The sequence below is a fragment of the Bacillus sp. TH22 genome, assembly GCF_016651015.1.
GTDB classification, from domain to species: domain Bacteria; phylum Bacillota; class Bacilli; order Bacillales; family Bacillaceae_G; genus Bacillus_A; species Bacillus_A mycoides.
In genome coordinates, this window is record NZ_JAEKER010000001.1 from 3,765,487 (window position 1) to 3,779,924 (window position 14,438).

Annotated in this window: 15 protein-coding genes; 7 read left to right on the top strand and 8 right to left on the bottom strand. The window is 35.6% G+C overall.

Annotated elements, in window-relative coordinates; all coding sequences use genetic code 11:
* The first annotated feature begins 59 nt into the window (after nucleotides 1–59).
* Both JFU18_RS19165 and JFU18_RS19170 read left to right on the top strand, forming a co-directional pair.
* Nucleotides 60–1,163, top strand: a complete 1,104-nt coding sequence (locus JFU18_RS19165) for a hypothetical protein (RefSeq protein WP_061674609.1) — start codon at nucleotides 60–62, stop codon at nucleotides 1,161–1,163.
* A 240-nt stretch (nucleotides 1,164–1,403) separates the two neighbouring features.
* Complete coding sequence (locus tag JFU18_RS19170) at nucleotides 1,404–1,631, top strand: hypothetical protein (protein WP_060750083.1); 228 nt, start codon at nucleotides 1,404–1,406, stop codon at nucleotides 1,629–1,631.
* 34 nt (nucleotides 1,632–1,665) lie between these two features.
* On the opposite strand, the gene JFU18_RS19175 is transcribed toward JFU18_RS19170, so the two are convergent.
* Genes JFU18_RS19175 through JFU18_RS19185 form a run of 3 tightly spaced genes read right to left on the bottom strand, consistent with a single transcriptional unit; the run spans nucleotide 1,666 to nucleotide 4,248 of the window.
* The gene (locus JFU18_RS19175; RefSeq protein ID WP_002138764.1) at nucleotides 1,666–2,472 is read right to left on the bottom strand and encodes an ABC transporter permease; all 807 of its coding nucleotides are present in this window, start codon (nucleotides 2,470–2,472) and stop codon (nucleotides 1,666–1,668) included.
* Nucleotides 2,465–3,229, bottom strand: coding sequence for an ABC transporter ATP-binding protein (locus JFU18_RS19180; protein WP_201031953.1), 765 nt, complete (start codon nucleotides 3,227–3,229; stop codon nucleotides 2,465–2,467). Before JFU18_RS19180 ends, JFU18_RS19175 begins: the two co-directional genes overlap by 8 nt.
* An 11-nt stretch (nucleotides 3,230–3,240) precedes the next feature.
* Complete coding sequence (locus tag JFU18_RS19185; protein ID WP_201031952.1) at nucleotides 3,241–4,248, bottom strand: ABC transporter substrate-binding protein; 1,008 nt, start codon at nucleotides 4,246–4,248, stop codon at nucleotides 3,241–3,243.
* Between the two features lie 120 nt (nucleotides 4,249–4,368).
* Here JFU18_RS19185 and JFU18_RS19190 point away from each other — a divergent pair, with 120 nt between their 5' ends.
* From JFU18_RS19190 to JFU18_RS19200, 3 genes are all read left to right on the top strand, one after another.
* Nucleotides 4,369–4,665, top strand: a complete 297-nt coding sequence (locus JFU18_RS19190) for a DUF3986 family protein (protein WP_002112440.1) — start codon at nucleotides 4,369–4,371, stop codon at nucleotides 4,663–4,665.
* Between the two features lie 11 nt (nucleotides 4,666–4,676).
* Nucleotides 4,677–4,907 carry a hypothetical protein gene (locus tag JFU18_RS19195; RefSeq protein ID WP_201031951.1) on the top strand — a complete coding sequence of 77 codons (231 nt, stop codon included), beginning with the start codon at nucleotides 4,677–4,679 and terminating at the stop codon, nucleotides 4,905–4,907.
* 193 nt (nucleotides 4,908–5,100) lie between these two features.
* Nucleotides 5,101–5,724, top strand: coding sequence for a YwbE family protein (locus JFU18_RS19200; protein ID WP_201031950.1), 624 nt, complete (start codon nucleotides 5,101–5,103; stop codon nucleotides 5,722–5,724).
* 65 nt (nucleotides 5,725–5,789) lie between these two features.
* Here JFU18_RS19200 and JFU18_RS19205 read toward each other — a convergent pair whose 3' ends face one another.
* From JFU18_RS19205 to JFU18_RS19215, 3 genes are all read right to left on the bottom strand, one after another.
* Nucleotides 5,790–6,671: an IS3 family transposase gene (locus JFU18_RS19205; RefSeq protein ID WP_201031949.1), complete on the bottom strand. Its 882-nt coding sequence runs from the start codon at nucleotides 6,669–6,671 to the stop codon at nucleotides 5,790–5,792.
* A gap of 8 nt (nucleotides 6,672–6,679) precedes the next feature.
* Nucleotides 6,680–6,976 carry a transposase gene (locus JFU18_RS19210; protein WP_201031948.1) on the bottom strand — a complete coding sequence of 99 codons (297 nt, stop codon included), beginning with the start codon at nucleotides 6,974–6,976 and terminating at the stop codon, nucleotides 6,680–6,682.
* A gap of 94 nt (nucleotides 6,977–7,070) precedes the next feature.
* Nucleotides 7,071–8,324 (bottom strand): glycosyltransferase family 39 protein, encoded by a 1,254-nt coding sequence (locus tag JFU18_RS19215; protein WP_060750080.1) that lies wholly within the window; start codon nucleotides 8,322–8,324, stop codon nucleotides 7,071–7,073.
* 291 nt (nucleotides 8,325–8,615) lie between these two features.
* Here JFU18_RS19215 and JFU18_RS19220 point away from each other — a divergent pair, with 291 nt between their 5' ends.
* Both JFU18_RS19220 and JFU18_RS19225 read left to right on the top strand, forming a co-directional pair.
* The gene (locus tag JFU18_RS19220) at nucleotides 8,616–10,682 is read left to right on the top strand and encodes an LTA synthase family protein (RefSeq protein WP_201034401.1); all 2,067 of its coding nucleotides are present in this window, start codon (nucleotides 8,616–8,618) and stop codon (nucleotides 10,680–10,682) included.
* Nucleotides 10,683–11,203: 521 nt separating this feature from the next.
* Nucleotides 11,204–11,461, top strand: coding sequence for a hypothetical protein (locus tag JFU18_RS19225; protein WP_234803722.1), 258 nt, complete (start codon nucleotides 11,204–11,206; stop codon nucleotides 11,459–11,461).
* 49 nt (nucleotides 11,462–11,510) lie between these two features.
* Here the strand turns inward: JFU18_RS19225 and JFU18_RS19230 are convergent, their stop codons facing one another.
* Both JFU18_RS19230 and JFU18_RS19235 read right to left on the bottom strand, forming a co-directional pair.
* Nucleotides 11,511–12,320: an alpha/beta fold hydrolase gene (locus tag JFU18_RS19230; protein ID WP_201034400.1), complete on the bottom strand. Its 810-nt coding sequence runs from the start codon at nucleotides 12,318–12,320 to the stop codon at nucleotides 11,511–11,513.
* A 21-nt stretch (nucleotides 12,321–12,341) separates the two neighbouring features.
* The gene (locus JFU18_RS19235; protein WP_201034399.1) at nucleotides 12,342–14,369 is read right to left on the bottom strand and encodes a catalase; all 2,028 of its coding nucleotides are present in this window, start codon (nucleotides 14,367–14,369) and stop codon (nucleotides 12,342–12,344) included.
* Nucleotides 14,370–14,438: the final 69 nt, after the last annotated feature.

Here is a 14,438-nt window from a genome sequence, read left to right on the forward strand (position 1 = left end):
CGCATATTCGTTAAAAAATGATTATGATATTTTTGTAGAATGGAATAATGGAGGGGCGTATGAAGAAACTGTATGGCAAGTTAATGTGTTTTATGATTTCAACGGGCTTAGTAGCTGGATGTGATATGTCGGAGCAAACTTTGAAAAGAGAGAAAAAAGATGTGTGCGAAACGACAGAAGAATGCACACAAATAGGTGATAAAACACTTCAAAAAGTATATAAAAAGATAGATGGACTTTCAGAACTTGAAGTACTAGAGGATTATGATTTAGAAGGACATTCAAGTAACGATATGAAAGAAGCAGAAATGAAAAAAAAGGATGATGAAAATTATTTCTTTTTAGCTTCTTATTATATCGATGGTGATGAAATTGTAGATCCTTATTTCGATAAACTAGATCGCAAACGATTGAATAAGGCTTTTGCGGAGGATAAGGACGCGAAAGAAGAAGTATTAAAGCAACGTCAAGATAGGGATTATCATGAATCGTTATGGGAGATGTATAGCACGCTTATTCCTGCTAAGTATCGCACTGACATAAAAGAGTTTGATATGGTAACAGATGGATACGATGGAATTGTGGCTCATGTTATGCCGAGTATGGAGTATCCGAAAGAGTGGACCATTAGTTTAGATACGCTTGATTCTGCAGTAAATATCGATCAGGTGATGAAAACATTAATACATGAGACGGCTCACGTATTGACGCTGGGACATAAACAAATACCAGTAAATGAAAAGTACTTAAAGGCTTTTGAAGAAGATAAAGATATTTCATCATACCAAAATAAATGTAAATCTCTTTTCTTACAAGAAGGATGTGCGAAGGAGAGCTCTTATATAAATCAATTTTATAATTCTTTCTGGAAACCAATTGACCAGGAGTGGACAGAAAAGAAAGTGGAAGAAAGCGAAGAAGCTCAAATTGAATTTTTTAAGGAAAAGCATGGTGAGTTTGTTTCACTGTATGGGACGACAAATGTGGCAGAGGATATTGCGGATACATTTACAGCGTTTATTTTACAAGATTCAAAAAAGGTGAAAGAAGGAACAGAATTAAAATATAAAAAAATTGTCTTCTTCTATCAATTCCCCGAGCTTGTAAAAATGAGAGCGGAAGTGTTAGCGGGATTATATGATGTTTCGAAAACGATAGAATAACCAAGTGGACACTAATGCGAATTATGTGTTCGATATATTTTAGCCAAGGGAAAACGTGAAGAATTATAGTTCTTTGCGTTTCTTTATGTTGATAAAATTGAAAATTCTGTCTTTTTTAAAAAAGAAGAAGGAACTGAATCATTAAAATAGAATTAGTATAAAAACGTCACAAATTAGACACAATTATAATGCGCATAGTATAGGGGCTATAAGTTTACTCTCGAGGAGGTAATGAAACGTATGAAAACGATTCTTGCTGTTGCTGGTCTCATTTGGGTAATGTCTCACGGTTTTCCGATTTTTGAAGGGGAGCAAATTCGTAGTGCATTAAATAAAGAGTTTAATGATTATCATATTATTGATCGAAAAGATAATGTCGTTACGGTGCGTGTGAAAGATTGTTTCCATACAGTTACGGTTGCTAATGGGAATATTGCAGATGATTCGAAAATATGTGATAAAAGGTAGAAGAAAGAAGCTGACTCTAGCGTATCGCTCTAAGTCAGCTTTTTTTTCGTTTTCCAATAAGGAGTTTTTCAAATGCCTCGACAAATACATACATAAGAGTTGCGAGGACGCAAGTGAGCAATACACTGAGCAAGACGAGTGTGAAGTTAAAGACTTGGAATCCGTAGCTAATTAAATAGCCAAGTCCTTGTTTAGAAACGAGGAGTTCCCCGAAAATAACACCGACCCATGATAAGCCAACATTCACTTTTAACGTTGAAATAATTGCAGGGAAAGATGAAGGGAGAATAACGTGCTTATAGCATTGCCATTTATTTGCGCCAAATGTGTCCATGACCTTAATATAGTTGGAATCGACTTCTTGAAATGCGCTGTAAATAACGAGAATGGTAATGATGATAGAGATGATTACCCCCATTGCGATAGAGGATGAAATATTTGGACCGAAAATAACAATGATGATTGGACCGAGTGCAACTTTTGGCATTGCATTTAGTACGACGAGATAAGGATCAAGTACGCGGGCCAAAAGTGGCATCCACCAAAGGAGAGTAGCAATAATAGCTCCAAGTACAGTTCCGAGAATGAAGCCTACTCCTGTTTCAAGTAATGTCGTCCATATGTGGACCCAAAGTGAACCGTCAATCCATTTCGTTAAAAAGAGATCCCAAATACTTGAAGGAGAGCTAAAGAGTAAAGGATCAATCCATTCTTTTTTACTAGCTATTTCCCATAGTGCAAAGAAAAGAACAAGAAGTACAAGTTGTAAAGAGCGAGCTAACCATGCATGTTGTCTTTCTTTTTTTCGAAACTGTTCATGTAGTTGTTTTATATTATCCAAGTCGTTCCAGCTCCTTCCATATTTCTTGGAAGAGGGATGGGAAGTCATGGTGGTGGCGTGCTTCTAACGGCGATAAGGAACGGATACTTTCTGGGACGATGAATGTTTTTGCGATTTTTCCAGGGTTCGCCTGCAGTAAATAAATACGATCACTCATCGCAATTGCTTCTTCAATATCATGTGTCACAAGTAGGGATGTTTTCTTATAGTTACGTAGTAATGTGAAGACGAGATCTTCTAGTTTTAATTTTGTTTGATAATCAAGAGCGGAAAATGGTTCATCTAACAATAAAATTTTTGGGTCGGTCGCTAATGTTCGAACGAGTGCAGCACGTTGGCGCATACCACCGGATAGTTCACGAGGGTATTGCTGTTCTATATCATATAGGCCGACTTGTTTTAAAAGCTTTAATGTATGTTCTTTCGTATTTTCATCATAAACCTTCCGAATATGAAGTCCGAGCATAATATTTTCTTCAATTGTTTTCCACGGAAACAAGTAATCTTGCTGGAGCATATAGCCCATAGAGGGGGTCTTACTTGTAATCGGTTCACCATCTAAAAATACGATACCTTCAATTGGATCAAGTAGACCTGCGATGATGGAGAGGAGCGTTGTTTTTCCGCAACCACTTGGACCAAGGATTGAAATAAATTCGCCTTCTTCTACTTGCAAACTCATATCTTCAAGAATAAGTTTGGCATTTTCTTTTGCAAAAAAGCAGTGAGAAACGTTACGTATTTGTAAAAAGCTCATACACTTCGCCTCTATTTCTTAATAACGCTTTCGGCAATTTTTGTATTGACGAGCGCTTCATGTGGAACTTCTTTTTGTAATTCACCAGATTCTTTCATAATCGTTTGGAGTTGTTTCCATTCTGCCGCATCTAATAATGGATTTGTCGCATATGAATGTTGTTTTTTGTAGCGTTCAATTACTTTTACTGAAATGTCTTTTGAAGTGTCTTTAAATAGTGGTGAAACGGCATCGGCAATCTCTTCTGGACTATGTGTATCAACCCATTGCTGCGCTTTATATAGTGCGCGCGTGAATTTTTCTGCAGCAGCTTTATCTTTCTGTAAGAAACTTTCTTTTGCCATAAACGTTGTATAAGGAACAGTACCAGATTCAGCTCCGAAAGACGCGACGATATAACCTTTTCCTTCTTTTTCAAGTATACTTGCAGTCGGTTCAAAGAGCTGTACAAATTCTCCCGTACCAGATGCAAAGGCATTTGCAATATTAGCAAACTCGATATTTTGAATTAAGTTCGTATCTTTGCGAGGGTCAATGCCATTTTTCTTTAAAACGTATTCACCAACCATTTGCGGCATGCCGCCTTTACGCTGTCCTAAAAATGTAACGCCTTTTACGTCGTTCCAATTAAAAGAGTCTAATTTTTTACGGGAAACTAAAAATGTACCATCTGTTTGTGTAAGCTGCGCAAAATTAATGACAGGATCTTTTGCTCCTTGTTGATGAACATAAATAGACGTTTCTGAACCAACGAGAGCAATATCAATTCCGCCAGATAAAAGGGTGGTCATCGTTTTATCTCCGCCAGCTGTTGTTTGTAAGTCAATATTTAAGCCTTCATCTTTAAAAAATCCTTTTTCAATTCCAACATATAATGGTGCGTAGAAAAGAGAGTGTGTAACTTCGCCAACGCGAATTTTTTGAGCTTGTTCTTTCGTACTTTCCTTTGTACTACTACAAGCAGCGAATGTGAAAACAGCTAGTAACATGATGCAAAAAACGGTTATTAAATTTTTCACTATATGACACCTCCTAGAAGTCAATCTACAAGCATAATATGTAGGTAAGTGCCCATATGTGAGTATATATAGCAGGAATTTTTTGGGTAGTAAAGAAGTACAAATATAAGGGGTGATAAAATGGATTACGAATACGATGATAGCGTACATTTACATCTTGATTATTTCGGAACTGAATGTGATATGGAATCGATTGCTTATAAGAGGAAGCATGAAGACGTGTGGGATGTGTATTTTAATTTTGGAGTATACGGTATTCAAAAAGATGATGTAGGGGCAGGGATGTTTATGGACGAATATGCCGGTTATTACGTTTTTTCTGTACATGCTCGTGATTTGAGCTGGGAATTTGGAAGTGCTCAATTTGAGGAATGGGTTTTGAAGAACCATATAGTAGAAAGAACGCTTCAAAAATAGGGAGGAATTTTGTGTTTGAATTTCTCATCTTATTGCTTATTTGCGTAATTGGAATTTACATTATGCAAGTGCTTACTTACCGATTCGCAAAGAAAAATGTTCATAAATATAAGGAAATGAAATGGATTTATATGTGGCTAGACATGACTATGAAAAAGGGTCCGAGATTAGATTTGTTTGATTTTGTACTTATAGTAATCGTAAGTATCATATGGAAAATATGGATGCTTCCTCTTGTATAGTAAACATGCTAATCATCGTATCCTAATAAATAACGAGAAGAACCTGTCACACGACAGGTTCTTCTCTATTTGGAGCATGTAGTGTTACATGGAAAATCCAATATATACGACAAATTACGACAAAGGGATTCATACATATTTGTTATTCTATTAAAGGTCATTATTTGCAATGTATATATAGGAGGATTTTTTAATGTTAAAAAAATTATTATTATTTTTACTTACGGGCTTATGTGTAGTTGTTTTAACAGCTTGTAAAGATGAAGAGGAAAAGCTGAAGGTAGCGGAAGAACAGAAAATAGATGAGAAGAAAGTTGAAGAAGATAAGAAGGTAGAAGAGGAAAGCAAACAAGAAGAGCAGCAAAAGGAAGAGGAAGAAAAACGTAAGCAAGAAGAGCAGCAAAGAGTAGAGGAAGAAAAACGTAAGCAAGAAGAGCAACAAAGAGTAGAGGAAGAAAAACGTAAGCAGGAAGAGCAACAAAGAGTAGAGGAAGAAAAACGTAAGCAAGAAGAGCAGCAAAGAAGAGTAGAGGAAGAGAAACGTAAGCAAGAAGAGCAACAGAAGATTCAGCAACAACAGTCTGCACGACAAGAGAGAACACAAAAACAAGAAAAAACAACAGAAGCAACAGGTGGTAAACCGACAAGATCACAAATTTCGGTTGGTTCACATGTAGTTATTCAATTAGATAAAGATTATAGTAAAACAGTGAGCGGTGTTGTGAAAGATATTTTAACAAACACGGCAACACATACGTACGGAATTAAGGTTCGATTACAAGATGGACAAATTGGCCGTGTTCAAAGTGTTGGATAAATAAAAAAAGAGGTCGTCCATTTTGCAGTGACCCCTGTCAAGTAGACAGTATTAAAAAAGCGCAACTAAGCAACCTGAGTTCTATATTTATATGGACTCAGGTTATTTAATTTCTTTTGAAATCTTTGATGATTATAAAAGTACATATATTTACGCACGGCAAGTTTGACCTCATTCGCTTTATGGAAGGAGTGTAAATGAAAACACTCTGCCTTAAAGTGACTGAAGAAGTTTTCCATACAAGCATTATCCCAACAGTTGCCTCTTCGAGACATACTTGCCTTCATCTGATATTTTTTAAGTAATTGATTATATTGACGAGATGTATACTGGGACCCTTGATCACTATGTAAGAGGATTCCCTTCACATTTCGTTTTTTCTTTGCCTTTTTAAGTGTATCTAACACAAGTTTTAAGTCGTTTCTACGACTGGTTTCATAGGCAACAATTTCATTATTGTATAAATCCTTAATAGCGGATAAGTACAAGCGCTGTCCATTGAAAATCAAATAGGTAATATCGGTTACCCATTTCTCATTCGGTTTTGAAGCTTGAAACTCCCTATTTAGATGGTTCTCTGAAATCACATAAGCTTCTTTTTTTCCGTAATAAGGTCGTTTTTTCCTAATTACGGCTTTGATACCTAGTTCACTCATCAATCTTTGGATGCGTTTATGATTCAAATGAAGGTTATATGTGGCTTTCAGCCACACTTGTATTCTTCTATATCCATAAATTCCTCTTAATTTTTTATGACACTTCAATATCTTTTTCTTAATTTCGATATCCTCTGATTGTTTTTTTGAAGGCGTCGTATGCCGTTTTATCCATTTGTAGTACCCACTTCTGGTTACACCAGCAATATCGCATAGAATGGTCACTGTATAACCTGTTTTTGTCATTTCATGGATGACTTCGAATTTTTTTATTTTGGATACGACTTTCATTCCTCCTTTTACATCCCTAAGAGCTTTTTTAACATTTCATTTTCCGCTTCTAATCGTCTGATCTTAGCTTCAGGATCTTCGGGTCTAACCCTTGGTCTACCTAAACCTGGTCCTTTCGCTTTACCGCGTTTTTCTTCTAGTCCTTTGATTCCTTCAGCTTCAAAGTGTTTCACCCAACGACTTACAACCGAGTGATGAATACCTAATTCTTTCGCAATGGTTTTATAGCTCATGCCTTCTATTAAGTATAAATCTATAGCTTGTTTCTTAAATTCTACATCGTAAGTGACTCTAATTTTTCCCATGAAAAAATCCCCTCCATAGTAAACAGGTTAATGTGCTTTCTTTTTCCTGTCTACTATAAGGGGATCATATCATTTTTGGACGACCTCTTTTTTATTATGCTTGGCTAGTGCGGAAAAATGGAAGCTTCTGCACAGCGTAAACTAACCCGTATGCAAGAATTAAGCACATAAGAGGGTTAATGAAAAATCCGTAGCGATTAATTGCTAAGAATAAGTTTGAGAAGATGATGTAAATAACAGAACTTGCTACTAGCATCATAACGCGCTTATGCTTAAATGAATTTAGCATGAAGCAGAAACTGCTCAAGAATGTACCGATGATAAAGACTCTATGACACATTTGTATAAAGTTATGAATACGGTATTGGTCTACAGCAGGAGCTGTTTTGAATAACTCAATTGTTTTACCGACAGTGAACCAAGAGAACCAATATGTGAAGTCCGTTTTAAATCCATTTTTGATTAAATCTTTTGCGTATGCATTTTTATCATCTAAGCCCTGGGCTTTCATTTGGTTAACTACATTTTCATAGCCAATTTTGTTAAATGGATCTGCACCGGCAATTAATGGGTCCGCACCTTGGGTTGAGAATAAGATAAATTGATTGAACGCTAAATAGTTACGAACAACCCAGGCACCGATAATAAAGAACGGGCCAATGAACCATAATAATCCAATTCGAATGGAGTCTTTAAATCCATATGTGAACAAGACGACAAGAACAGGAATGAGCATCATTGGAGCTGGATTTGGGCGGAACATAAGTAAAATGGAAACGACAATTCCAAACCATATATGGAATTTTGCTTTATTGTATTTCCATGCGAGAACAAATACATACACGCTTAACGATAATAAGAATATTGAAGGAACTTCTGTTAGTAATGTACGGAAGTATGTATAGTTACTTGGATAAATAGCATATAAAATACTCGCAACAATTCCATAAATATTCTTTTCAAATAACTCTTTCCCTATTAAGAATACTAATAACACTGTGCAAAGGTTTAGTATCATATTAATAACAGTTGCTACGTAATAGTAAGGAAGTGATGTAACATCAGAAATAATCATAGCACCAGCTAATAATAGCGGCTGACCTGGTGTGATATATGCATTTTTTCCAGGCACTTCACTAGGTTCTAAATAAACATAGCCAAATACACCATGTTTTAATAATTGTTCAGCTGTTAACGAATAGTTAAAGGCATCATTTGCACCATATGTTACTTTGACTAACTCTCCATCTAATCCTGGCTGTTTTACTAGACAAAAAACGTGCAGTAGGAAAGAAAGCGCCAAAATTGCATATACCGCTTTAGGTAGATTTTTAAACTTATTTAGCAAAAATGAGCATCTCCTTTTTTATTGTTTCTTTCGTATTTTCATGATAAAACCCTATTAGTATTAAGGTTTTCCAAAACATAGTTATTATATCATAAAGTGGAATGAAGGAATTTAGTTTTTTAAGAATGAATAGTTAGCATTCCAAAAATTAACTATTGATTAAGGGAGAATTAAGAAACTACAGTTATAGTAGAATCCAGTGTGAAGACGAAATGCATGAAGTATGTTATCTTAATAGAAACTGTTTTTACGGTGCGGGGTGAAATTAATAAACAGAAAAGAGGGAATGAATTGAGGTGTGATTTTTCATTTCATCAGCCAAGAAGAAGTATATTAATTTCAGCGATGTTAAGTGGTCTAGTAACCCTATATGTAATACCCACACTTTTCTTGATTTTAAAATATTTTAGTTTAGATACGATGAAAGATATGTTAAATCAAATAATTGTCTTAAGTATAATGACAATTTTGATGTGGATTGTACTATTGTATGTTGCGCATTTGAATAAAGATATTGTTAATAAATTCAAACGGATTATTAGGATTTATATTAGAATGTTTTTAGTAGCGCATGTGGTTACTTTGCTTTTTATTTTCACGCAAAATAATATGAATCTCGTAAATACACTGAATTGGATTTACAATTATAACGCACAGTTTATATTTAGTTTAATTGTAATTTATGCGATATATGTTTTGGTGTATAACGTGCTTGGGAAAGTTTTTTTGAGTACTATTTTGACAAGCATTTTGCTAATCATTTTGGCTATTGTAAATCACTTCAAAATTATTTTTAGGGGAGACCCACTATATCCTTCTGATTTTACACAGATTGGACATATGCAATCTGTTATACCAATGGTGATGGATTATTTTAGTTGGGGTTATATTCTTCTCGTTATTGTAAGTGTTGTTGTCTGTATTTTGGCGGGGATGTATGTGAGGAAGTATATTCAAAATGTAAAAGTTCATGCAGGCGTACGAGTTCTATTTATAATAGGATCCGTTTTTATTTTATATGTGTATGGTAATTTTACGAATACGTTTATGAATAAATGGTTTCAAAAGTCAGGTATAGAGTTCGTTTTGTGGAATCAAAATGAAAATTATGCTTCAAATGGTTTTGTGCTAGGATTTATAAGTAATTTAGATACGACAGTCATTGAAAAGCCGAAAGATTATTCAAAAGAAAATATGCTTCAAATAGCAAACGATATAAAGAAACAATATAGTAGCAATATAGGGGCGCAGAAGCAAAAAGAGAAACCGAATATTATTTTTGTAATGAGTGAATCGTTTTGGGATCCAACGAAGTTAACGAACCTGTCCTTTAGTGAAGATCCTTTACCTAATTTGCATCATTATATAGAAAGTTTTCCTGGTGGACAAACTATTTCTCCTGCATTTGGAGGAAATACTGCAAATGTTGAATTTGAGGCATTAACGAGTTATTCAATGAGTTTGTTAAAACCAGGCTCAATACCATATCAGCAAGTCGTTACAAATAAGAAAGAAATTCCATCAATTCCTCGAGCATTGAAAAAAGAAGGGTATTATACAAGTGCAATTCATTCGTTCGGTCGCTCATTCTTTAAACGGGATGATGTATATAAAGTGTTAGGATTTGATAAGTTTAATGCACAAGATACGATGGAAAATGTAGAAGTTGATGGAGATTATATTAGCGATCTATCTATGAGTAAAGAGATAATAGCTGAATTAGAGAAGCAAAAGAAACCTACGTTTGTTCATGCAGTTACGATGCAAAATCATTTTCCATTTACAGAAGGAAGATTTGGTGAAAATCAAATAGAGATTAGTGGATTAGAAAATGAAGAGTCGAAGGCTGAATTAGAGACTTATACAGAAGGGCTAAGACGTTCAGATGAAGCTCTTCAGTATTTAATAGAGGAGCTAGATAATTTAGATAGACCTACATTATTAGTATTTTTTGGGGACCATCTCCCATCACTAGGAACAAATAAATCTCTTTATAAAGAGACTGGTTATATAACAAATGAAAAAACGCCAAGTGAACGATTAGCGATGGCGCAAACGCCGTTATTAATGTATGCAAATTTTGATATGCCAAATGACAATTTAGGTTTAGTAAGTCCAATCTATTTTTCAAATCTTGTCTTTGATTATGCTGGATTAAATAAGGTACCGTTCTATCAATTTTTATCGAAGTTATATGAAGAAATTCCCGTACTTCGTGATGAATTGAAGATAGGAAAAGACGGAGAAGTAATAAAAAATTTAACAGAAAAACAAAAAGAAATGTTAAAGCAATATGAGTTTATTCAATATGACTTACTCATCGGAAAGCAATATAGTAAGGATATATTATTTAAATAGGCGACAAAAAAGAACTTGTATACGATACAAGTTCTTTTTTCATAGTATTTAACGGGATAACCAGACAAGCTAGGTTTAGGGAGTATTACTTGTACATTTAGTATAAATTAAAATAGAGTCGTTTTAATAATTGATTTGTGAGAAGTATGTGAATTTTTCACCTAGTATATAATTGGACAATTTGTTTAATTTTAACTAATTCCCCGAAAGAATTCTCCTTCCTCAAGCGTGTGAAGGGCGTAGCCCAACGGTAGGTGGGAGATGAATTTCGGTTTGGCATAGCCAAAAACTTTTGATAAACTAGCTATATGAAGTTCTTTGATAACTTGATATATGAGGTTGCAGGAAGAAAATAGAGTGCGAAAACCAAGCCATTCGGTTCCTGCGTAAAATATCAACCGTACTAAAAGAGCGTCCAAGCGTTGGACATCTAGGGGTGGAACACCCCGAAGTAACGCTCAGGGAGACGAAAGGGTACTTTCGTCGTGGAACTGAGAAGCTCCCACTTCAAGCTTTGCTAAGTGGCGAGTAGTTCACTAGAATCAGTTCCAGATTTGTTATTAATTTTTAGTTTGCAATTATTTGTTGTATGGATTTATAAACAGACAGGATTTCGAGTTGTTAGTATTTATGCGTTTAACGATGAGCGTGTTTATTTTTTATCTATTCTTTGTATGACAATTGTTCCAACTCTTCATTTTTTCCGCATTATCGTTTTATTTTTAATGGAAGAGAAGAATAAGTCATATGTGGAATTTGCTCGTGCAAAAGGTAGTTAAGAAAAAAGAATTTGCCGTAAGGGAAAATTCTTTTTTTACTGTAAAGGAACTATGAATTTAAAAATTTTATTAGTCCCTTATTTAATTCATCCGCTTGATCGATTGGAGAGCCGTGGCCACTATTTGTAAGAGGATATAGTTCAGAGTTTTTAATTCGCTCTTTTGTTAGCTCAGCACTTTTATAAGGGATGAGTTGGTCGTGAACACCGTGGAATATTTTTGTTGGGACGTTAATTTTACTCAAGTCCTTCGTTACGTCTTCGTTTGCAGCAGCTTGCAAAATTTTGATGAGAGCATAAGAAGCGGACTGCATACCGAGATAAGAAAACCATTCTAACGTGGCAGCTCCTAAGTTTCTATTAAAAAATGATAAAGATACATCATTAAGAAATTTAGGCAAATTTGCATACATTTGAGCAATCAGAGCATCTGCTTGTTCTTTCGGTACGCCGTAAGGGGATTCTTGGTTTTTCACGAAAGAAGGAGAGACAGCATCCACTAATGCAAGTTTGGAAATACGACGACCATTATATCGTGACATATACCGAATAGAGAGAGCGCCACCGACTGAGAAGCCGACTAACGTAGCATTTTCTATTTGAAGTGCTTCTAATACAATTGCGATATCATCAGCTAAACGATCATAAGTGTAACCAGTCCATGGTTTATCAGATTGCCCGTTTCCGCGAATGTCCATAGCGACGCAGCGAAAACCGTGCTGTGGTAAAACATTGAATTGATATTGAAACATTTGGTGATTTAAAGGCCAGCCGTGTACAAAGAAAACAGTTTTACTGTCAGGACCTGGGTTCATATCTTGCACAAAAATGTGTACATCTTTTTCCACTGTAACGAACATGACGTATCCTCCTCATGTATTTTAATAGGCTCTTTCCCAAAATCGCTGTTTTGTCATTGCCTGAATAAATTCATTCGCAAGTAAGGTAGGATTTTGTTCTGTTATAACGCCAGGTTTTCCTTCGATGTTTAAAGATTGAACAATAGTAGTTCCATTTTGGAAAGCGCCAATTGGCTTAAAGTGATTATACGATTCTACGACGAATGAACTTGCCTTGTTAAGAAAATGATCATTAATATTTCCGCCAATAAGAAGTAGCCCATCATAAAGAAGTGGTGATCCTGTTAAGAAAGTATCATTCACTTCCCACTGTCCATTTTGAGAGCCTTGCACAAAACCTAATCGTTCGGAAATAATAACGGGCTGAAGACCGGCTTGTTTGAATTGATTTATAATATATTGTGCGTTTTGACCGTCATATCCGTTTGCGACAATGACGCCTACTCGTAATGTATTTGGGCTGAATGTTGTATGTTCCATACTTAGTGCTGGTGAGGATTTTGTAACATTTGATTCTTGAACATTTGGCACTGTTGCCCCGACTGCTTCAGCTACTAAAGTAGCTAATTCTGTACTTATATGACCAATCATACCTACGACTTGTTGGCGAACTGATTTACTTTTTACTTTTCCTAATTCAAAGGAAAAGGCCTGCATAATATGGATTTTTTCGACGTGGCTCATACTATTCCAAAATAAACGGGCTTGTGAGAAATGGTCTTTAAAACTAGCGGCTGTTTCTCTTGTTTTATGTCCAGAAACAGTAGAAGGATATGTAACGAAACCGCCTTTCGTACCAGGTACAGTAAAGGGAGAGTTATTAGCTAAAGAGTTATTATGGTAAGCGACTTTTCCTTTATCAATTATATATTTAGACGCACCATCTCTTTGATTGTTATGAAAAGGACATACCGGACGATTAATCGGTAACTCTTGATAGTTTGTACCGACGCGTGCTAATTGTGTATCTGTATAAGAAAATAGTCTACCTTGTAAGAGAGGATCATTTGTAAAATCGATACCGCGGACGATGCTTCCAGGGTGCAGTGCGACTTGTTCTGTTTCCGCAAATACGTTATCAACGTTTCGGTTTAACGTCATTCTTCCGATGATCTTAACAGGGAAGTCTTCTTCCGGCCAAATTTTTGTTGCATCTAATATATCGAAATCGTATTTAAATTCATCCTCTTCTTCTAAAATTTGAACGCCAAGTTCGTACTCAGGATAGTTTCCGGCATTAATATTTTCCCATAAATCACGGCGATGATAATCTGGATCAGCGCCGCCTAGTTTTTGAGCTTCATCCCAAATTAACGAGTGAACGCCAAGCTTTGGCTTCCAGTGGAATTTTACGAATCGTGACTTTCCTTGTTTGTTAACTAAGCGAAATGTATGAACGCCGAATCCTTGCATCATTCGAAAACTTCTCGGAATTGTGCGATCTGACATAATCCACATCATCATCGCAGCTGATTCTTGATTATTGGCGATAAAGTCCCAAAAAGTATCATGTGCTGTTTGCCCTTGGGGAATCTCATTATGTGGCTCTGGTTTAAGCGCATGAATAAGATCCGGAAATTTAATACCATCTTGAATGAAGAAAATCGGAATGTTATTACCCACTAAATCGAAATTTCCTTCCTCTGTATAAAACTTAACAGCGAATCCTCGTACATCTCGGTTCGTTTCATTTGCACCTTTTGATCCAGCAACTTCAGAAAAACGAATAAAAATAGGTGTCTTTTTAGATGGGTCTTGTAAAAAATGAGCCATTGTTAAGTCTTCTAAAGAATCATATAGCTCAAAAACACCATGTGCTCCGTAACCGCGGGCATGAACGACTCTTTCAGGAATTCGTTCACGGTCAAAATGAGCGAGTTTTTCTCGCATCAGGAAATCTTCTAAAAGTGTAGGACCACGATCGCCGGCGGTTAAAGAGTTTTCATCATTTGAAATTTTGACACCTGTATTCGTTGTCATCTCTTTTCCTTCATTGTTTTTCGTAAAGGATTGTAACTGTTCTATCTTCTTATTTTCACGACCGTCCATATAAAGCACCTCCCATATTATACGTATTATTGTTCATGGTTTTTATGCTTACATATGGTGTGGGGAAGT